General features: G+C 52.0%; 19 protein-coding genes. 8 read left to right on the top strand and 11 right to left on the bottom strand.

Features of this window, described 5'->3' with window-relative positions:
• Window positions 1-93: 93 nt before the first annotated feature.
• Window positions 94-1,419 (bottom strand): hypothetical protein, encoded by a 1,326-nt coding sequence (locus tag KF749_05050; GenBank protein MBX2990523.1) that lies wholly within the window; start codon window positions 1,417-1,419, stop codon window positions 94-96.
• Between the two features lie 448 nt (window positions 1,420-1,867).
• Between KF749_05050 and KF749_05045 the strand changes: the two genes are divergently transcribed.
• On the top strand, window positions 1,868-3,004 hold the full coding sequence (locus KF749_05045) for an SDR family oxidoreductase (GenBank protein ID MBX2990522.1): 1,137 nt from the start codon (window positions 1,868-1,870) through the stop codon (window positions 3,002-3,004).
• Between the two features lie 58 nt (window positions 3,005-3,062).
• Here the strand turns inward: KF749_05045 and def are convergent, their stop codons facing one another.
• Window positions 3,063-3,611 (bottom strand): peptide deformylase, encoded by a 549-nt coding sequence (def, locus tag KF749_05040; GenBank protein ID MBX2990521.1) that lies wholly within the window; start codon window positions 3,609-3,611, stop codon window positions 3,063-3,065.
• Window positions 3,612-3,740: 129 nt separating this feature from the next.
• Here def and KF749_05035 point away from each other — a divergent pair, with 129 nt between their 5' ends.
• Window positions 3,741-4,664 carry a sulfurtransferase gene (locus KF749_05035; protein ID MBX2990520.1) on the top strand — a complete coding sequence of 308 codons (924 nt, stop codon included), beginning with the start codon at window positions 3,741-3,743 and terminating at the stop codon, window positions 4,662-4,664.
• Window positions 4,665-4,953: 289 nt separating this feature from the next.
• Window positions 4,954-5,988: an acyl-ACP desaturase gene (locus KF749_05030; protein MBX2990519.1), complete on the top strand. Its 1,035-nt coding sequence runs from the start codon at window positions 4,954-4,956 to the stop codon at window positions 5,986-5,988.
• Here KF749_05030 and KF749_05025 read toward each other — a convergent pair.
• On the bottom strand, window positions 5,942-6,139 hold the full coding sequence (locus KF749_05025) for a hypothetical protein (GenBank protein MBX2990518.1): 198 nt from the start codon (window positions 6,137-6,139) through the stop codon (window positions 5,942-5,944). The genes KF749_05030 and KF749_05025 overlap by 47 nt on opposite strands.
• Before the next feature lie 270 nt (window positions 6,140-6,409).
• Window positions 6,410-6,631, bottom strand: a complete 222-nt coding sequence (locus tag KF749_05020) for a hypothetical protein (protein ID MBX2990517.1) — start codon at window positions 6,629-6,631, stop codon at window positions 6,410-6,412.
• A 133-nt stretch (window positions 6,632-6,764) separates the two neighbouring features.
• Here KF749_05020 and KF749_05015 point away from each other — a divergent pair, with 133 nt between their 5' ends.
• Window positions 6,765-6,929: a hypothetical protein gene (locus KF749_05015; GenBank protein MBX2990516.1), complete on the top strand. Its 165-nt coding sequence runs from the start codon at window positions 6,765-6,767 to the stop codon at window positions 6,927-6,929.
• 109 nt (window positions 6,930-7,038) lie between these two features.
• On the opposite strand, the gene KF749_05010 is transcribed toward KF749_05015, so the two are convergent.
• Window positions 7,039-9,375, bottom strand: a complete 2,337-nt coding sequence (locus tag KF749_05010; protein ID MBX2990515.1) for a hypothetical protein — start codon at window positions 9,373-9,375, stop codon at window positions 7,039-7,041.
• 316 nt (window positions 9,376-9,691) lie between these two features.
• Here KF749_05010 and KF749_05005 point away from each other — a divergent pair, with 316 nt between their 5' ends.
• The 4 genes from KF749_05005 to KF749_04990 are packed head-to-tail and all read left to right on the top strand — an operon-like array spanning window position 9,692 to window position 13,521.
• On the top strand, window positions 9,692-10,858 hold the full coding sequence (locus tag KF749_05005; protein MBX2990514.1) for a glycosyltransferase family 1 protein: 1,167 nt from the start codon (window positions 9,692-9,694) through the stop codon (window positions 10,856-10,858).
• Window positions 10,812-11,759, top strand: coding sequence for a metallophosphoesterase (locus KF749_05000; GenBank protein ID MBX2990513.1), 948 nt, complete (start codon window positions 10,812-10,814; stop codon window positions 11,757-11,759). The genes KF749_05005 and KF749_05000 overlap by 47 nt, the downstream gene beginning before the upstream one ends.
• Before the next feature lie 46 nt (window positions 11,760-11,805).
• A complete protein-coding gene (locus tag KF749_04995; GenBank protein MBX2990512.1) occupies window positions 11,806-12,531 on the top strand; it encodes a hypothetical protein in 726 nt (241 codons plus the stop codon).
• 9 nt (window positions 12,532-12,540) lie between these two features.
• Complete coding sequence (locus KF749_04990; GenBank protein MBX2990511.1) at window positions 12,541-13,521, top strand: flippase-like domain-containing protein; 981 nt, start codon at window positions 12,541-12,543, stop codon at window positions 13,519-13,521.
• A gap of 54 nt (window positions 13,522-13,575) precedes the next feature.
• On the opposite strand, the gene phoU is transcribed toward KF749_04990, so the two are convergent.
• From phoU to KF749_04960, 6 genes are all read right to left on the bottom strand, one after another.
• A complete protein-coding gene (phoU, locus tag KF749_04985; GenBank protein ID MBX2990510.1) occupies window positions 13,576-14,301 on the bottom strand; it encodes a phosphate signaling complex protein PhoU in 726 nt (241 codons plus the stop codon).
• An 8-nt stretch (window positions 14,302-14,309) separates the two neighbouring features.
• Complete coding sequence (locus tag KF749_04980; GenBank protein ID MBX2990509.1) at window positions 14,310-15,080, bottom strand: phosphate ABC transporter ATP-binding protein; 771 nt, start codon at window positions 15,078-15,080, stop codon at window positions 14,310-14,312.
• Between the two features lie 2 nt (window positions 15,081-15,082).
• A complete protein-coding gene (pstA, locus tag KF749_04975; GenBank protein MBX2990508.1) occupies window positions 15,083-15,988 on the bottom strand; it encodes a phosphate ABC transporter permease PstA in 906 nt (301 codons plus the stop codon).
• 2 nt (window positions 15,989-15,990) lie between these two features.
• Window positions 15,991-16,959: a phosphate ABC transporter permease subunit PstC gene (gene pstC / locus KF749_04970; GenBank protein MBX2990507.1), complete on the bottom strand. Its 969-nt coding sequence runs from the start codon at window positions 16,957-16,959 to the stop codon at window positions 15,991-15,993.
• A gap of 181 nt (window positions 16,960-17,140) precedes the next feature.
• Window positions 17,141-17,965, bottom strand: coding sequence for a phosphate ABC transporter substrate-binding protein (locus KF749_04965; protein ID MBX2990506.1), 825 nt, complete (start codon window positions 17,963-17,965; stop codon window positions 17,141-17,143).
• Between the two features lie 88 nt (window positions 17,966-18,053).
• Complete coding sequence (locus KF749_04960; protein ID MBX2990505.1) at window positions 18,054-18,665, bottom strand: hypothetical protein; 612 nt, start codon at window positions 18,663-18,665, stop codon at window positions 18,054-18,056.
• Window positions 18,666-18,864: the final 199 nt, after the last annotated feature.

Genomic DNA, 18,864 nt, shown 5'->3' with positions numbered 1-18,864 from the left:
TGGTACCTGCCCCGATGTTCACAGCATTGGGGCAGTTTGTTCTGATTCTTCTATGCCCTTGATGTTTACCCTCCTTTCACGTCTTGTTCTTGTTCATCTTCGACCAATAAGAGCTATTCCGCGACTCCCTAACCACCCTACAGCAACGATCATGGTCCCTTTTGCCGCAACTGAATGGTAAAGCCCCGAGCCTAACCAGATTTCGGGATACACGTGCCAACGTACTCCATTGAAGTGCCCGGCAAACCTGAAGTCTCCGACCACAAAGATATCATTGGCTGCTGTCCCACGTATGCTGTTCGTGTAAATCAGCGGCAATTGTTGCTCCGCCCAAGAGTTCCCCCGTTGAATGGCGAAAACGCCTCCGCCCGAAGTGTAAACTCGTGAATTCATGTCGAACCAAACTGAGTGGATTCTTCTAGTTTGCATAGGCCATGCGAGAGAATCGAGAACCCAATGCTGATTGATTCGCAGAAGTTTCTTTTCACCTCCTTCGTACTTGTTCGATGCAGCTACCAGTATCTGGTTTTCTCCTGTCCATCGATTGTTTTTACCCCACACATCATTGAGCGATACCCTCGTCCCGCTCTCCAATTGGCGCCATGTCGTACCTGATTTGTGTACAATGAACCCGTTGTTGCCAACAAACCAGAGGTCATCCGAATTGCTTCCCCAAATCTTGTTTGCACTCCCCACACCCTGTACGCCGGCATGCTCTGTCCAGTTGGCTCCGTCAAAATGCTGTGCTGTGCCTGCTGCAACCCATATATCGTCAGGGCCAAATGCGAAGATCGCCCGTATCGGAGTGAAGAGGAAGAACTCCGGGCCGCAATTGGGATAATACAAACGGCAATCAAAAAACCGCCGCATTAACTCCCATCGCTGACCGTTCCACCGCGCGATGTTAAACGGAGGATTAACCCAGTTACCCGAAGAATCCCGTTTCCAGATTTCCCCTACTGCATACACCAACGTATCGTTGATGATCGCTACGTCGTACAGCACGCTGCTGCCACCATCTCCCAACGTATCTACCTGCCATGTGAAGTTGTGACTCGTTGTGTCCATTGTCGTCAGTTGCACGGCTGCGCTTGTCTCAAGCACGCTTGAGTCACTGCCGAGCTTTTGCAGTTGGTAGGTGTAGGTGCGGTTGGGGAGAAGGCCTTCGTCAATGAGCAGAGAGTCGGGAGAAATCAGTCGGAGGGTCTGTTTAGTTTGTGGAGTCGGGCCAAGCAATACGAGGCGGACTGTGGCGGGTACTTCAGTTGTGCTTGCCGCCAACCAGGTTTCCGTGCAACTGGCGTCTTCAGATTTGAGTGTTATTGTTGCCTGTTGCGGTGGCGGTGGCACCACGGGCGGGTCTTTTTTGCAACTGAACGCAAGTACGAGGCAAGTCGGAATCAGAAGATAGGTCTTCATAGTCTCCTCCACTTAAGAGATAAAAGTCTCTATTATGAGATGAGATGAGATGAGATGAGATGAGATGAGATGAGATGAGATGCCTGCCCGCCAATCCGTCTGGCGGGAGATGCTTCCGCCAATCTATTTGGCAAAAAGAGATGAGACATCTTTCCAAGGTGAAGCTACAACCCTATCGCCACACCACCCCACATTCTCATCCAAGTCAAAGAACAACTAAACCAAAGTGAGCAAGCTTGGAACATCTTCGACTGGCCGCAATATAACATCATCGCAGCAAGAAGTCAAGAATAATCGCAAAGAAAAGCGATAACGATCAAATCCTCTCGGTCAACTGACACTGTTGCAGGTTTCAACAGAAACGCGAACCAACAGACGACTTGATTGCTTTTTTCACAGAGCAGTGTTTTTTGTATCTTGTATTACCAGTTCAATATCTGAAACGGACATGTCCAAACATTTCTTCATCACCGGCGGCACGGGATTGGTCGGCAAGAATTTGATTCCGCGGCTGCTGAGCAAATTCCCGGACTCAACTATCACACTGCTTGTGCGGGGAGAAGACGAAGGCGAAGCGAACGAGCGTACGCAGAACATTGCCCGGCAGATTGCCGATGAGTTCACTATCCCCGATGCGCCGGAACGCATTGAAGGGATATTGGGTGATGTGGGGCTTGATCATTGCGGCCTGAACCCGGCGCAGATTGAGCGCATCGTCAAGGAAGCGACGCACATTGTGCACGGCGCCGCCACGATTCGCTTCGATCATCCGATTGACGAAGCGCGGGCACTGAATTGCGGCGGGACGAAGCGGCTTCTTTCCATCGCCCACATGGCCGCTGAACGCGGAAGGCTTGAACGCTTCGTGTACATCGGCAGCTCGTCGGTGTCCGGGCAGCGGGGCGGTCACATTTACGAAGACGAATTGGAGATGGGGCAGAAGTTCTTCAACACGTACGAGCAGTCGAAGAACGAATCCGAGCGGATCGTGCGGAACAACTTCGACAAAATCCCTTGTACAGTCTTCCGTCCCAGCATTATCATCGGCGATTCGCGTACGGGCAAAACCAGCTCGTTCAACGTTATCTACATCCCTCTCCGCCTCGTGCAGAAGGGCTTGCTCACGTACGTCCCCGGCACGCCCGACACACTGATGGATTTGGTGCCAATTGATTGGGTGGACGATGCGATGGTTCACATTCTCACAAAAGAAGAATCCGTTGGCAAGGTGTTCCACATAACCGCCGGACCCAACCGTGCCGCCCGACTCGACGAAGTGGTTGTTGCCGCCGTGAAGTACTTCGACAAGCATACACCGCTGAAACATCCACGCACAATGGAATTCATCTCAAAAGAAGAATACGAAAAGCGCCGCTCGGCAATGCGGGGACGCGAAGATGCACTCATGTCGCAGCTCGACACGCTGCTTCCCTACGTCACCGTCAACCGTCTGTTCGATTCGTCAAATGCAGACAAGCTGCTGGAGGGAAGCGGAATCGAGTTCCCTCTTTTCAAGAACTACTCGGATAAGATTTTCGGGTATTGTGTGAAGACGAATTGGGGAAGAGCAGAGGCTGATGATTAGCGTTACATGGTTTTTCAACACGAAGTCACGAAGTGACACAAAGTTCCACAAAGGTTGGTCACTTATTCTTTGTGAGACTTCGTGTTCCTTTGTGCCTTTGTGGTGAGAAATCTCTGTGGAGTTCGAACTCGGACCGAAGAATGATGTGCGTCGAGTTGATCGCCCGATCAATTGCCAGAACGCCGTTCAGATGATCAATCTCGTGTTGCAATAGTTCCGAAAGTGCCCCGCTGGCTTGTAGCGTCTTCTTCTCCCCCATTTCATCTTGATAGCGAACCTCTATAGAATAATGTCGTTTCACCTTCACGGTGAGGTTGGGGAAGCTGAAGCAATCATCCCACAACGAACAGAGCCTTTTGCTGCGTTTGATGATTCTCGGATTGATGATTGCGATGGGTTCGTTAATGTGAATGAAGATGATTTGCCGTGTGATTCCGATTTGCGGGGCAGCAATGCCACGGCCGAATCCGTTGCGTTTCCTGAAATCGTACAGCGTGTCACGCAAATCGGTGATAACGCTGCGCAATTGCCGGGAGTTGAAGTTCTTCACGGGCCTGCATTTCGTCCTGAGGACGGGATTCCCCAGCAACAGAATTTCCTGTTTCATACATTCCTCCTGAACCGAAAGTACGCGAGTTCCGCCAGAAAAGAAATCGGTGCAACTTTCCGGCCCGGTGGGCGTTAGCAGGGAAGAGTCCGCCACAATCCATTCCGACAAATATTCAACGGAGAAGCTATGTCACGATTCACCGCATCTCTCGCCGTTCTCGTTCTCACAACGCTCTTCCCATTGCACGCGTTGCACGCAACCGACGGGAAGCCCTCCGGCCACATCCTCGTTACAACCGAATGGCTTCACAAGCATTTGCAGGATCCCTCGCTCGTTATTCTGCATGTGGCGTTTGCCAAAGGTGAGTACTACGCCGGGCACATTCCCGGTGCCCGTTTGGTTCCGTGGCAATCCATCGTAACGCCGCCGCCGCAACCACCGGGGTCGGGACTCACGTCCGAACTCCCTCCCGTTTCTCAACTCGACTCTCTATTTAAATCCGCCGGTGTTTCCGACAACTCACATGTTGTGATTTATGGCGCCGTTGTTTCGGCTGCACGCCTATTCTGGACGCTGGAGCAGATTGGTTTTGCCGGAAAACTGTCGGTTTTGGATGGAGGATTGGACGCATGGCGCGAAGAAAAGCGGCCGCTCTCAACCGAAATTCCTGAAGTTCAACGCGGCACTCTCACAACACACCCCCGCTCCGATGTTGTCGTTAATGCGGATTGGATTATGAAGTCAATGAACTCCCCTTCAACACGGATTGTGGATGCCCGACTTCCCCACTTCTACGTCGGCGCTGATTCCGGCGGAATGGCAAGAGCCGGACATGTTCCCGGCGCCGTAAATATTCCCTACACTTCTCTCTTGCGAGAGCTCTCAAAATACAGGGACTATGAGACGTTGAAGATGCTCTTTCGTGATGCTGAAGTAAAGGAAGGCGAACAAGTCGTGGCGTACTGCCACGTTGGACAGACTGCCAGCGTCGTGTACTTCGCCGCCCGTTTATTGGGCCATGATGTAAGAATCTACGACGGCTCGTTTCAGGATTGGGCAAGAAGAACAGAATTGCCACTCGACATACCCATGCGTGTTCCTCCAAAGTAGAGAAAGCTGTCAGACCTATTGAGGATGATCGGAAGTGAAAACGAAACATCTCCGATATTTCAAACATCATAATCCTTCGGACAACCGGCGACGTATCTTGTGTCCCGACTTTGCCTCCCGCGTTTGCAGATTTCAACAGCATTTGCCACACTTAACACGGACAGGGCAGACGTAAATCTGCCCCTCAATGGTTTGCATGACTAGGACATGTGACTCTGACTCCCCCCTCCTTGTTATTCACCCCGAATTGCGTCATATTGTGTCACAGTTCTTTGAATATTCCACTCGAATGGAGCGATTTGTGGCGTCTGACAATGATATCCCCGTAACCTCTTCCCGGTTTGAAGTGATCAAAAGCATGGAGGGATTTGTCAAGCAGCATCTCTCCGAACTACTCGTACCCGTGGAGGAGAGCTGGCAGCCCAGCGATTTTCTACCCGACATTACGCAGGAGGACTGGCACACGCAACTCGCCGAGTTCCGGTCGCGAGCGTCTGTGCTGCCGGATGAACTGTTGGTGGTATTAGTGGGCGATATGGTAACGGAGGAGGCGCTCCCCACCTACCAGTCGTGGATCAACCGGCTGCAGGGCGTGAAAGACCCGACCGGCGCAAGCGACACGCCGTGGGCACAGTGGGGCCGCGGCTGGACGGCGGAGGAAAACCGCCACGGCGACTTGCTCAACAAGTACCTCTACCTCTCCGGCCGCGTGGATATGCGGGCCGTCGAAACAACAGTCCATCACCTCATCAACAACGGCTTCGACCCGCAAACGGGCGACGATCCGTATCTCGGATTCATCTATACGTCATTTCAGGAACGAGCGACGAAAATCTCGCACCGCAACGTGGGCGTGCTTGCAAAAAAAGCGGGCGAGGATATGCTCCACAAAATCTGCGGCCTGATTGCGGGCGACGAGGCACGGCACGAAAAGGCGTACAAGCTGTTCATGAGCAAGGTGTTCGACCTGGACCCTGCGCAGGCGGTACTCTCGTTTGCGAAGATGATGAAAACAAAAATCACCATGCCCGCCGTGCTCATGTACGACGGCAGGGACAAGAATCTGTTCGAGAAGTATTCGATTGTCGCGCAGAAAACCGGCGTGTACACCGTGAAGGATTACTCGGACATCATCGAGGATCTGGTGGAACATTGGAGACTGGAGACGATTCAGGGACTCTCGGATGTTGCGGCGAAGGCGCAGGATTATCTCTGCAACCTTTCGGAACGCTACGCGAATTTAGCTAACCGTGTGAGTTTTTCCGGGAAGGAAAAATTCAGCTGGATTTTCGACAGGGATGTTGTGTTAGGATTGACCTCGTAGATTCTTCCCCGGGCGTTTGTTCGTGAACGCCCTGATGTTTCACCACCCTTGCCTCCGCCATAAAAATCACCTGCTCGGCTATGTTGGTCGTGAGGTCGGCCATGCGTTCAAGATTGCGGCTGACCCGGATGAGATCCGGCGCCTGATCGATTGTGGATTACGGCGGGCCTCCTGTGCATCCCGGTGATCTCCATCTGTCGGGGTAAGACAAAGGAATGGCCTGATAGAAACTTCTTGGATGTGCAGAGAATAACGGCCGCAAAGCAAGCACCATGAGATGTCCCTCGATCGTCGGCTATTTCACAACCTTCCTAAGGCCGAAACGAAGTGATTTCCCACGATTCAGAATATTCCCCCCAGGCCGGAGTGACGTCTTAAAAGACTCTTAAACTTCAGGCAACAATTACGTTACAACGTCAGCCTATATTGTGTATGAGGAGTTGTGCAACACTCGCCCGATTAGCGTACGCATCTCGACTCGAATCCCAAACTCATGGCTTGGATTGACTACATGAAAGCATGCAAAGTGTGCAACAAGGGACGGATTCGAATTCTCTCCCAGCCCATCAGAAATCTCTTCTTCGTGAAATGTCTCAATCGCAAATGCAGCGCCGAGTATGACATACGCCTTTCGTTGGGACATATTCCTCCTGTGCAACAGCCCAAAAGATCGTCACGATCATCCTTTTACAACAATGCTGATGGTTTGGATGTGATGTATGAATGAAGCCGTTCTGTGAACAAGAATAATCATGCACAACGGGAAGGATCAACGTATGCGCGAAGCAGTTTATGAGGATGCAATTCTGATTGCGCAGGAATTGGATGCCGATGAAAAGATCGTATGGGCTCGCATCAAGGGTCTGCGATTTGCGTCTGTTGCGGAACTGATTTCGCTCTTGAAGGAAATGCAGCAGCGGAAACCGGAATCCGGCGCTTGATCCGATTCCTGCCTCTCAATCGCGGAAGAATTTCTCGTGTAGCGCATTCCGCCAACTCAAGTGCAAATTCCAGTCCGGTTTTCATCCTCACATTATTCCATTTCTGCCATCACTGAAACACTCGCACAACAACTGATCGTGCGTCCAATTCAATGTGTGTTTCATCCCCCTTGCATTGATACCGTACGAATGACTCACCATCGACAGAAACACTTCTCACCGCAACGGGCAGACGCATAGACATCCGTTGGGGGGCAAATGTATTGATTCGTTCGAACACTACCTGTATCTCTATCATTGATGCCGAACAGCGCACGCGTATACCAACAACGCCGCCATGAACACACGCCTTCTCTGCGAAAAACTCCTTGCCGGATGAAAACCAGGAGCCAGGCACCCCGGCAAGAAGGATCAGATGTGAACCGTTGGGTGTTTCTTGTTCGTAGAGAAAAGCATCCCGCAATGCCAGGGCAATTTCGGCCGCAGCCCAACCATGATGCCCATCTCCCATACAGCCGCCAAGCGTGACAGGATGTATAGCTTCCGGAAAATTCATCGTGGGTGAGGCGAATGAGCACACAGTGGAAAATATCTCCCAAAATCTCTTCCGGTTGCCACCGTACAGCCATGCATGCGCCACTTGAAGGGTGAGGTAGGCATTCATGCCGCTGTGAATGAAATCCTGGAAGAACATGCCGTTTCTGAAAAACCTCTTATGCAATGCTTCAAGAGTCTCACCCAGTCCGGCATCATCCGGCTTGAACAACTGAAGAGGATACCACGCACACACAGATCCGATCATACCGCAATCAATGTTGCGAAAAGGGCCGGCTGTTATTGCTTGTGTTGAGGATTTCTCCCGGGAAATTCGGATCGCCCTTTCAACATCTCTGCGATACTGATGCAGCACATCGCATGTGCGTGCCGACTCCCCGGACAGACCAAGGTGATCGCATATCCCGGCATACGACTCAAGGCCAGCAAGCGACCAGAAGTTGTCCCAGAAATAATAGTCGGCCAGGCCGAGATGTTCGGCGCTCATGCCTCTTGGCAACAAGCCATAGTAGGGCTCAGTCATGCTTCCCATCAAACGCTTCTTCTCGATCCACCTTGCCCCGCGTCGCAAGGATTCCAACTGCTCCTGCACCAACGCGGTGTCGCCCGTGTAGCGCAGGTGTTGCCATGCAAGCCACAACACTTGGCCGTTTGAGTCCCACTCGCCTTGTTGAGATCGGAAGTATCCTGACCGCTGTTGTTTGTCCCGAAAACCCTGCATGACGTCTGCGATGTGCTGCTTGAACCCGAATTTCTCCAGCGCCCAGAGCATGTATGCGGTATCGCGAAACCAGAACTGATGATACGTGAATGGCCCCGGCGTAATGGAGTGCCTGTCAACAAACAAGAGAAGTGTTGATAGAGACGATGTGAGGAGCGCATTGATACGCTGATCGGGAGTTGAAAACAGACAGCCCTTCTCCAACGCGCTCGCCCACACGTTTCCCGGATCATCAGAAAGACTCTTGTCCCATCGAACCGAAGGCGATTGCAGAGAACAGATCGCGTCAACGGATTTTGATGCGCGCGGAATGAGGTCCCCCTCGAATCCAGCGGCCGCGTTCCCCAGACCAACCGTGCAATGCGCCTCTTGCCGGTCGCTCACCCCAGCATTGGCGACAAAACCTGCACAATCCCCTCCCTCGTAACCAGAGCATGCAATACGAACAGGTTCTTCGGCAAAATGAACTTTGGCGCTGTTGTTTACCAGGAAGCAGTTGTCACGTGTAACGAACTGAACATCATGAACAAGACCTATGCCCTCAGGGTTAAATGGTCGAACGGCAAAGAAGAGCCTGAAATGTTTCGGCGTCGTGGAGTTGTTCCTTACCTCTGCCCGGTGAACCATCTCCGTTTTGACAACAAACGTTGTCAGAACCAGAACAAGGTCGCCGGATTCAATTGTCGTTTCAACGATAGGGACATCATTTACGAGTCGTTGACGAACGTTACGCTGCTGCGAGGGGCAGTAGAGTTTGCCATCATACAACAGCCATACGTCCAGCGACCAACCATCACGGAATGGTGTTACCATTCCACGCGGGTCAACAATCGGCTCAACATCACAGTCCGGGCTTCCCACTGCCGTCCAGTTTCGATGCGTCAGATTCATGGAGAGACCGAGATGGGAACGGGGAATGAACGCCGGAGAGGAGGGATCATACTGTTGATGCGCCCAGTAAGGGAAGACCCAGTTTCGGATACTCTGCAGTAGGGTGAAATTCAGAAGGCCGCGTGACAACTGAATCGTATTCAGGGGAATGAGCTCGGTAGGCAGCGTGTCCTTATCGATGCCGCTTACTTCATTTGCTTTCTTAAACATCGTAATGGCCAACGTGGGGACATTCAGCATACGCGCAACCCACGCTGCGCCGGTTTCGATTAATCTCAAGCGTGCCTTCCGGATTGAGTAATATGTAGTTGTTGTTCGGCACGAATATCCTGAGAAGTCGAACGATAAACAACTTGCGAGAAGAGATTTAACCGACAGTTTACAAGATGCTAACATACACATCACATTGCGTTGGTATCTTATCACCGTCTGAAGCCAGAGAAATGACAATGCACTCTGAAAGGAAAAAACAAGTGAAATCGGTAGCATTCTTCTTTATCAGCGCGGTGGTTCTTACGCTGCAATTCTTTGTCGGACGTCAGCGAGTTGCGCATTGATTCGGCGCCCGATCCGCGTCGCATACTTCGCAGGCACCATGCGCCCCGAACACGACGGGGTGACCCGTGTGCTGTATCGACTCGTCAGCTACTTGAATACCAACGATATTCGCCACATCTTTTTCTCTCCCATTGTCCCGTCATCGGACTACGGCACTCTGTTCCACCGCGTGCCTTCCGTGACATTTCCATTGTACAAAGATTACCGTTTTGCAATACCGGGCACGCGACATTTTGAGCAGGAATTGCGGGCCTTCCGGCCTGACATTCTCCACATCAATAGTCCATGCTCCCTCGGTTATGCAGCCGTGAAGTTTGGTGAACAGCACAACATTCCAGTGGTTGCAACGTATCACACTCACTTCGCAAGCTACGCGAAATACTACAACATCACGGCACTTGAGGGATTGAGCTGGGCATATATCAGACGGCTGTACAACAGGTGCCAGAGAGTGTTTGTACCGTCGCAGCCGATTCTTGATGAGCTCTACACACACGGGCTACGCACACTTGAGTTCCTGCCCCATGGTGTCGATACAGAGACATTCAATCCCAGACTGAAGGATCCGGCATGGAAACCGACAATTGGAGCAGAAGGAAAGCATGTTCTTCTGTTCGCTGGACGTCTTGTCTGGGAGAAAGATTTGAAAACGCTTGCCGAAGCGTACAAAATTCTTACCGCGAAGAGAAATGATGCCGTCTTTGTGGTAGCCGGAGACGGGCCCGTGCGTGAAGAATTGAAACGACTAATGCCGGAAACAATATTCCTCGGCCACGAGTCAAAACGGGATTTGGCTGTTGCCTATGCGTCGAGTGATCTGTTCGTGTTTCCATCCACAACGGAGACTTTCGGAAACGTTACGCTCGAAGCGATGGCATCAGGTCTGCCGCCTATCTGTGCCCGGGAGGGGGGCGCGTTCGGGATTATCCGTGAAGGCGCGACAGGACTTCTGGCCAAGCCCCGATGCCCGACCGACCTTGTACGCAACATCGAATTGCTGCTCGATAACCGCGGACTGCGGGAGAGCGTCAGCAAACAAGCGTTCGCTTTCGCTCAACAGCAACAGTGGGAACACATTTTCAACAGAATGTTTACAAGCTATCACAACGTACTGCATGAATTCTCATCATTTCAAGAACGCAAGGGGAGACGCGGACATGGAGCGTCCGTTTACTATCGCCCATCTTTCGGATCTGCACATTAGTCTCGACCACTCGAGACATAATATCAGGAAAACCCGCTCGCTTATCGAGTATTGCCTGCGACAAGGGGCTGATCATGTTGTCATCACAGGCGATATCACGGCAAACGGCGAGAAGAAGGAATTTGAGGCAACCCGCAAGATCTTCAGAAACTACGGGCTGCTTGACGCCCGGAAACTTTCCCTTCTTTGCGGAAACCACGATGTGTACGGTGGTGTTCATCGTGCCGAGGAAATCCTCTCATTCCCCAAACGCTGCAAGACGACGAACTACGATCGGAAGATGAGAGAATTCCGTGAGCACTTTCATGAAGTCTTTGATTCATCGGAACAAAGCAGTCCCGACATCTCGTCTCCTTTCGTGAAGGTTTTTGACGGCGTCGCAATCATTGGAGTGCATTCCATAGCACGGTACTCGCGCGTGAAGAACCCGATCGGCTCCAACGGCGAGGTTGATGACAAACAGTTTGAGCGCTTGAGAAAGACTCTCATGGCCGAACACCTGAAGGAAAAACGGAAACTTGTGCTCATACATCACCACTTCAACAAAATACTCTCGAATGGTGCAGGGAGAGCACACTCTGTTTGGAACGCTGTGGAGCGCCAGACAATGAAACTCAGGGGTAAGAAGCGCTTGCTGCAACTGTTTGCCGCATCGAGCGTTGACCTGGTGCTGCACGGGCACGTGCACTGCAACCACGAGTATATGAGAAAGGGAATTCGCTTCCTGAACGCCGGCGGCTCCATACTCGGTGACAACAGCACCTTTCATGTTGCGTTCATTCGTGTGAGTCCCGCCGGAGTTCAAACGACGTTGAGAAAACTGCCCCAATTTGCCGCAACCCAACCAACCGAGCCATTGCTACGCCCCGCAAATCAACTGGTCATTCCGGAAGCTGCGTAGATGCATTCATCTTTCTCCTTTCTCAATTCCTGAGTCGACCAATCGTATGCTTTCCTTGCTGGCTATACTCATGCTGGTTCCGGTTGAGGCGTATCTTGCAGCCGGAGATACGGAATACAAGAGGATGCGGTACGCTGAAGCCGAGTCCTTGTACGTTCTTGCCCTGACAGCGGCACCTGCGCGACCTGAGATCTTGTGGAGGCTTGCCCGTCTTACCATCAGCATTGCCGACGTATCGCCGGATTCCGGGCGCGAACGCTTATACCGAAAGGCTGAACAGCATGCAAGAGCATGTATCGAGCAGAACGAACAGATTGCCGATGGGCATACGTGGCTTGCAGCCGCTTTGGGAAATATTGCCATGTATGAAGGCGGTACGACGAAAGTGAAGCTTGCGCGGGAAATTTATAGAGAAGCACAACGTGCAATCGAGCTCAATCCGAATGATGACATTGCATACTCGATACTCGGCTCATTCTATCGTGCGTTGGGCGGAGTAAGTTGGATCGAGCGCCAGCTTGCCAACATTTTTCTCGGAGGATTGCCTGATGGCGGATATCGAGAGGCCGTAGAAGCATTGAACAAGGCAATCGCCCTTGCGCCGGATGTCATGCGCCACCGGTACGAGCTTGGCATGGTGTACCACGACTGGGGCCACACAGCGGAAGCAAAGGCCGAATTGTTGAGCGCTTTGCAGGTAGCAGTAGCACTACGCAGTGACAGTACACGCATCGTTGAGATGCGAAACATCGTGAGCCGACTTTCTGATTGACGCGGTGTCATGATCGACTTCACCGAATTGTGGCGCCTTATAACTGTTCTGGGATGTACCCTGCCGTTCGTTTTCGCTCCGGGTGTTTTGCTTCATGTGCTGGACGTTCTCGGATGGCGCACAATGCTGGCAACCGACAGGCGCACTGTTTCGTTTACCTCCCTCCTGAACATCCACATTTCATCAGAGGCAATCGCCAGGTCCATTCCTTTCGGCGTTCCGTTTGCTGATTCGCTGAGGCTATTTCTCTTGAAGAAAGAAAAGGGAATACCTGCACGTGAGAGTCTTGTGGGCACTATTGTCCGCCGCTGGTCTCTGGGATTCAGCCAATGCATATACGTGCTGCTTGGGGTAGGTGCCGCCTTCGGATCTGTTTCCGTGGTCTCAAGTCATTTTCTCCACAATACTGCGCTTGGGTGGCTTCTCATCGCTGCGGTTTCAACTGCGGGAGTTATTCTGTGGGGCATCTTGGTCCTGGCCGGGGGCACCGGAATCGCAAGCCGTTTTCACAACCTCCTTAAACGTATTCCAATCAAGAACGTAAGCGAGTTCGTAAATCTGCAGAAAGAAGACTTTGTCACTATCGACAGGAGTCTCTTGACCATCCGGACTGCAGGACACAGACACCTTCTCGGCTCTTCTTCTTATTACTTCGCGTCTTGGTGGATGGAGTTTCTGGAGACATATATTCTCCTGCACGCAATCAGCCTGAACGTCAGCTTTCAGGACGCACTTGCACTTGAAGCTCTTGTCTCTGCTCTTCGACTCGGAGCGTTCTTTCTTCCTGCAGGAATTGGAGTTCAAGAGGCAGGGTATGCCGGCATTCTCATGGCATTGGGGGTTGCTGCCTCACCGGCAAGCATGGCGCTGTTCATCCTGACAAAACGATTGAGGGATGCCTGTTGGATTGTTCTCGGATATTCCCTCTTGCTGATGAAGGGAGTCATCCCGTCTCGCAAAGTGGTTGATTTGTATCTTACTGAAGTGTAGTAGCTCTTAGTTTTTTTTCAGCAAAGACACAAACCTTGGATGTCGTGTTGGGATTTACTGCGTAGGTTCTTCCCCGGGCGTTTGTTCGTGACCGCCCTGATGTTTCACCACCCTCGCCTCCGCCATAAAAATCACCTGCTCGGCTATGTTGGTCGTGAGATCGGCCACGCGTTCCAGATTGCGGCTGACCCGGATGAGATCCAGCGCCTGATCGATTGTGGATTGATCCTTGCGCATCAGCACAACCAGATCGTTGACAATCTTCTTGTTCAGATTGTCGATCATATCATCGTTCTCAAGAACACGGCGGGCCTTCTGTGCATCCCGGTGGATAAACGCGTCGATCGCATCCCGCAGCATTTGCTTTGTTGTGTCCGCCATGACGGGAATATCCACGAGGGGTTTGATATACGGGGCATCGGCAAGAACAATGGCTGACTGCGCGATGTTGACGGCGTGGTCGCCGATCCGTTCCAGGTCGTTGTTGATCTTTGACGCCGCCAGAATAAACCGCAAGTCAACGGCAACAGGCTGCTGCAACGCAAGAATATCCACGACGTGATTGTCGATGACGATCTCGTAGGCATCGATCTGTTTGTCGAATTCGATAACCTGCCGTGCAATCTCCTTCTTCTGTTCGAGCAACGACTTGATGGACTGGGCAATCGACTGCTCGGCGAGACTGGCAATTTTGATGATGTTGGATTTCAGTCCGTCAAGTTCGTATTCGAAATGTCTGTGCATCAATTCCCTTTCCGGAATGCCTCGTGTTGTGTTCATGTTGCCCCTTAGCCGAATCGTCCGGTGATATACTCCTCTGTCTGCTTCTTGACGGGAGTTGTGAACATCTTCTTTGTCTCATCGTACTCAATCAACTCTCCCAGATAGAAGAACGCGGTAAAATCACTGACCCTGGCCGCCTGCTGCATATTATGAGTTACAATAACGATTGTGTACTTCTCTTTCAACTCATAAATCAGTTCCTCAATCTTGGCCGTGGCAATCGGGTCGAGGGCGCTGGCCGGCTCGTCCATTAGTAACACTTCCGGATCGACGGCAAGGGCACGGGCTATGCAGAGGCGCTGTTGCTGTCCGCCTGAAAGGGCAAGGGCGCTTTTGCGTAAATCGTCTTTCACTTCAGCCCAGAGAGCGGAACGGATGAGGGTTTGCTCGACAATCTCATCCAGATTCTTCTTGTCCTTCACGCCGTTGATGCGGGGGCCGTACGCAACGTTATCGTAAATGGATTTTGGAAAGGGATTGGATTTCTGAAAGATCATCCCTACCCGCTTGCGTAACTCCACGACGTCAACATCCTTGTCATAGATGTCAACATCATCGATATACACCTTCCCGTCAATCGTGACGTCATCAATCAGATCATTCATCCGGTTAAGACTGCGCAGATATGTTGACTTCCCGCAGCCGGAAGGGCCGATGAATGCCGTCACACGTCTGACAGGAATATCGATACTGATATCTTTCAATGCCTGCTTGGGACCGTAATGCAGATTGAGATTCTGCGTTCGTATTTTTGTTGTTGGAAGCATTGTTGTCATCGCTATTGAATCTGCCGGCCTCTCATCCGCGAGCGGAGGATGATTGCCGAGAGATTGAGTGTTACAGTCAGCCCCAACAGCACCAGTGTTGTGGCGTATTGAATTCCTTTCGTCGCATCGACGTTGGTCGATTGCGTCGACATGATGTACACGTGGTAGCCGAGGTGCATAAACTGGTCGGAGATGGTGTTCGGCAGATGCGGCAAAAAATACGCCGCACCGGTGAAGAGAATGGGCGCCACTTCACCCGCGCCGCGGCTGACCGCAAGGATCGCCCCTGTGAAAATCCCGTTCATCGAATTCGGAAGCACAACCTTCCAGATTGTTTGCCACTTTGTGGCGCCGAGCGCGAGACTTCCTGCCCGTAAATCCTGCGGCACCGTTTTGATCGCCTCCTCAACGGAAACAATCACGACCGGTAATGTCAGCAATGCCATCGTGAGGCTTGCCCAGAGGATGTTCGGTTGCGCCCAACGGAGTTCTCCGCCTCCCGAAAAGATATCGTCCATTCCCCCTCCAACGAACTGAACGAAGAACCCGAGTCCGAACAACCCGAACACTATCGAAGGAACGCCCGCCAACGTATTCACAGCAAACCGGATTGAGCGCGCAATGACGGATTTCTGGCTGGCATACTCGCTGAGGTAGATGGCGGTGATTGCGCCCGCAGGCACTCCCGCGATCGACATCAACAACACCAGCAACACTGTTCCGACGATTGCAGGAAAGATTCCGCCTTCCGTCATTCCCTCACGCGGGGCAGCGGTAAGAAACTCCCACGAAATCGTGTCCCTTGCTCCCCACACAATGCTTGCCGTCATCACCAGCATAACGACGATGATCGTCAGCGTGGCAACTGCACTGGTGCCCACAACCCACGATCCCATGAGACGGCGTTTCAGTTTCATCGCTACGCTCCCTTGAACCGTTTCAGCAAACGCTGGCGAATGAATACTTCCGCCACGGCGTTGAGTGTGAAGGTGAAGATGAAGAGAATCGCCCCGATGAAGAAGAGAACATGATAATGCGTATCGCCGAACACGACTTCCGCCATCTCCGCGCCAATGGTTGCCGACATCGTTCGGACAGGTTCAAGAATACTCCAGGAGATCAGCGCCGCGTTGCCGGTTGCCATCAGCACAATCATGGTTTCGCCGAATGCCCTGCCGAAGCCGAGCAGAATGGCGGCAAACACTCCCGGTGTCGCGGCAGGCAGAGTAACAAACAATGCCGTTTGCCATTTCGTTGCGCCGAGCGCGAGCGATGCCTCCGTTATGAATCGGGGAACGGCCGTGATCGCATCTTCCGAAACGGTGTAAACGATGGGAATGACAGCAAGCGACATCGCAATGCCGCCCAGCAGCACGTTCAATCTGTACTGGTAGCCGAACACATTTTGCATTGCCGTTGCAAGCGTAACGAGGGCAAAGAACCCGATAACAACGGACGGGAATCCGGCAAGCAATTCAATCGCGGGCTTGATGTATTCACGCGACCAACGCGGCGCAAAGGAAGAGGTAAAGAGTGCGGCGAGAATCGCAAGGGGAGCGGCGATAACTATGGCAATTACCGTCACCTTCAACGTACCGACAATGAGCGGCCACAGACCGTACTTGGGTTCGGTTGCCACAGGTTGCCACGTTGTGGAGAGAAGATTTGATAACGACGCCTCTCCCTCGCTGCCGCTGGATTCCACCGAGGGTTTGCCGGCACTTTCCTCACTGAGCCGTTGAGCGCCTTCGCCCAAAAACTCCTCGCCATACGTCTCCTCTTCTTCAACCACATCGGGGCGGACAGGCTTTTCCTTATGCACAAAAATCGGAGCCGCCTCACGAAACACAAACAGAAAAATCAGCACAATGGCGGCAAGCGAAACCATTGCCACGGAGGTGACCAACTTCTCCGCGAGAAATTCTCCAGGCCGGAATTTCTTCTTCAGCTCGGCTTTGTTCAGCCTCCCCACATGATTGCCGCCATTGTTCGGGGGAGGCCGTGTGGCCGAGATTGAAGTTGTTGCTTCCTGGTCTTCAAATTGTGTCGGTGACACGTTTCTCGTTCCGTTATCTGATGGGGAAATATCCGACTTCACCAACGATCTTCTGACCTTCTGCGCTCAGCGTCCAATCGATATATTTCTTTAATGCTCCGCTCGGGCGGGATTTTGTGTACATAAACAGAAACCGACTGATCGGGTACTTTCCTGTGCGGATGTTTTCCATTGTCGGAGCGTAGGCGGGAGAGGTGGCATCCTGCTTCACACTCAACTCACGAATCCCCTTGCCGTACGCTGCACCGCCGTAGCCAATGCTTGCTTTGTCTTTCGCAACAGCATTCACGACAGCCGCGGTTCCGGCCATATTTTGTGCATTCTTCGCGAAGTCCATCCCACCGAGGACTTCATCTTTGAAATACACATATGTGCCGGAGTTGTTCTCGCGGCTATAGAGAATGATACGTTGATCTAGCCCGCCGACTTCTTTCCAATTCTTGATTTTGCCCACATAGATATCTTTGATTTGTCCGAGCGTGAGCTCTTTTACAGGGTTCGATTCATGTACGTAGATGGCAAGGCCGTCGAGCGCGCATTTGATTTCGACACCGCGTGAACCTTGCTTCTCGCTCAACTTCGCCCGCTCGGATTCTTTTATCGGACGGGAAGAATTACAGATATCCGTGGTGCCGTTAATCAGCGCTGAGATGCCCGTACCCGACCCCCCGCCGGTTACTTGAATAATAACATCTTTGTGTGCCCGCATATACATTTCCGCCCATCGTTGCCCGAGAATCACCATCGTGTCGGAACCTTTGACCGTGATTTTCTCGGCTCCCGATACAAAGGATAAACCCGGGAACGAAACCACAATGAGCATCAGAATAGTTTTCATCTTGCCTCCTTCTTATGATGTCCTTTAATACAATAACTATTGCGCCCCCGATATCTTCAAAATGCGAATCGTGCGCCGACCCTTCCGCTCACATCTTTGAAACTGTCGAACTCATTGGCATGTGCCCCGGTACCGTTGAAGATGCCGACGTCTGTCCGCAGCCCGGGAGACAGTGTTTGAAACATGCGTGAACGTTCCCGTGCCTTCGCGCATGTTCAAGGAAAAGGAAATCTCGTACCCGAACGCACGGTCGAACACCCATCTGAAACCCGAATGATTGCATCCACGGATCGGTGACGGAGAGAAATGCATCCTTGATGGAAAACCCGGTCGGAACGGCGTCGAACTGCGGGACGAATTGGGTAAGAACGTTATCGTAGTTGATTTTGATACGGCCGCGACGAACCTGAATCAGTGTGTTGCTGTTCCCCGGATAGTTGCCGCCGGAGAACGGAGAGGAAGTTCCATGTACATCAGTCCATCGGAATTGCGTCTGCAGATAGCCGGAGATTTCGATCTTCGGCAGCTGCTCGACGATGCCCTGATACCCTATTGACGATTCCTGAAGACCTTCAACTACTGCCTTGAGATATCCAACTTCATCACGTAACGAGGAATCCTGCTCTGCCTGTTGTGCGGGTGCCGTCGTGGATATACACATCACCATTGCGCCCGCCCGGAGGATGGCGGTGAAGTACAAAGTCTGACCCTTTGTAGTTGTAAATGACCGTAGTGATAGTCCCTTGCAACTATCGGGCACAAATCTACACAGATCGGGTTAATCCGATGTAAACCCAGTGTTAAGAAATTGTAAAGAGTTGAACGATTGTTTTGCATCTTTTTGGCTTGAATTCGATGAAAATGGTGAGGCTTCACACAACGAGGGTCAGAGTCGTTGG

This window comes from Bacteroidota bacterium (assembly GCA_019637975.1).
Taxonomy (GTDB): Bacteria; Bacteroidota; Ignavibacteria; order UBA10030; family UBA6906; genus CAADGV01.
This window is presented reverse-complemented; position numbering and strand designations above follow the sequence as displayed.

What these genes read in the sequence shown, in the direction of transcription:
- KF749_05050 (MBX2990523.1), bottom strand. Translation starts at nt 1,419, where the DNA reads ATGAAGACCTATCTTCTGATTCCGACTTGCCTCGTACTTGCGTTCAGT.
- KF749_05045 (MBX2990522.1), top strand. Translation starts at nt 1,868, where the DNA reads ATGTCCAAACATTTCTTCATCACCGGCGGCACGGGATTGGTCGGCAAG.
- def (MBX2990521.1), bottom strand. Translation starts at nt 3,611, where the DNA reads ATGAAACAGGAAATTCTGTTGCTGGGGAATCCCGTCCTCAGGACGAAA.
- KF749_05035 (MBX2990520.1), top strand. Translation starts at nt 3,741, where the DNA reads ATGTCACGATTCACCGCATCTCTCGCCGTTCTCGTTCTCACAACGCTC.
- KF749_05030 (MBX2990519.1), top strand. Translation starts at nt 4,954, where the DNA reads ATGGAGCGATTTGTGGCGTCTGACAATGATATCCCCGTAACCTCTTCC.
- KF749_05020 (MBX2990517.1), bottom strand. Translation starts at nt 6,631, where the DNA reads ATGTCCCAACGAAAGGCGTATGTCATACTCGGCGCTGCATTTGCGATT.
- KF749_05015 (MBX2990516.1), top strand. Translation starts at nt 6,765, where the DNA reads ATGCGCGAAGCAGTTTATGAGGATGCAATTCTGATTGCGCAGGAATTG.
- KF749_05005 (MBX2990514.1), top strand. Translation starts at nt 9,692, where the DNA reads ATGCGCCCCGAACACGACGGGGTGACCCGTGTGCTGTATCGACTCGTC.
- KF749_05000 (MBX2990513.1), top strand. Translation starts at nt 10,812, where the DNA reads ATGGAGCGTCCGTTTACTATCGCCCATCTTTCGGATCTGCACATTAGT.
- KF749_04995 (MBX2990512.1), top strand. Translation starts at nt 11,806, where the DNA reads ATGCTTTCCTTGCTGGCTATACTCATGCTGGTTCCGGTTGAGGCGTAT.
- KF749_04990 (MBX2990511.1), top strand. Translation starts at nt 12,541, where the DNA reads ATGATCGACTTCACCGAATTGTGGCGCCTTATAACTGTTCTGGGATGT.
- phoU (MBX2990510.1), bottom strand. Translation starts at nt 14,301, where the DNA reads ATGAACACAACACGAGGCATTCCGGAAAGGGAATTGATGCACAGACAT.
- KF749_04980 (MBX2990509.1), bottom strand. Translation starts at nt 15,080, where the DNA reads ATGACAACAATGCTTCCAACAACAAAAATACGAACGCAGAATCTCAAT.
- pstA (MBX2990508.1), bottom strand. Translation starts at nt 15,988, where the DNA reads ATGAAACTGAAACGCCGTCTCATGGGATCGTGGGTTGTGGGCACCAGT.
- pstC (MBX2990507.1), bottom strand. Translation starts at nt 16,959, where the DNA reads ATGGTTTCGCTTGCCGCCATTGTGCTGATTTTTCTGTTTGTGTTTCGT.
- KF749_04965 (MBX2990506.1), bottom strand. Translation starts at nt 17,965, where the DNA reads ATGAAAACTATTCTGATGCTCATTGTGGTTTCGTTCCCGGGTTTATCC.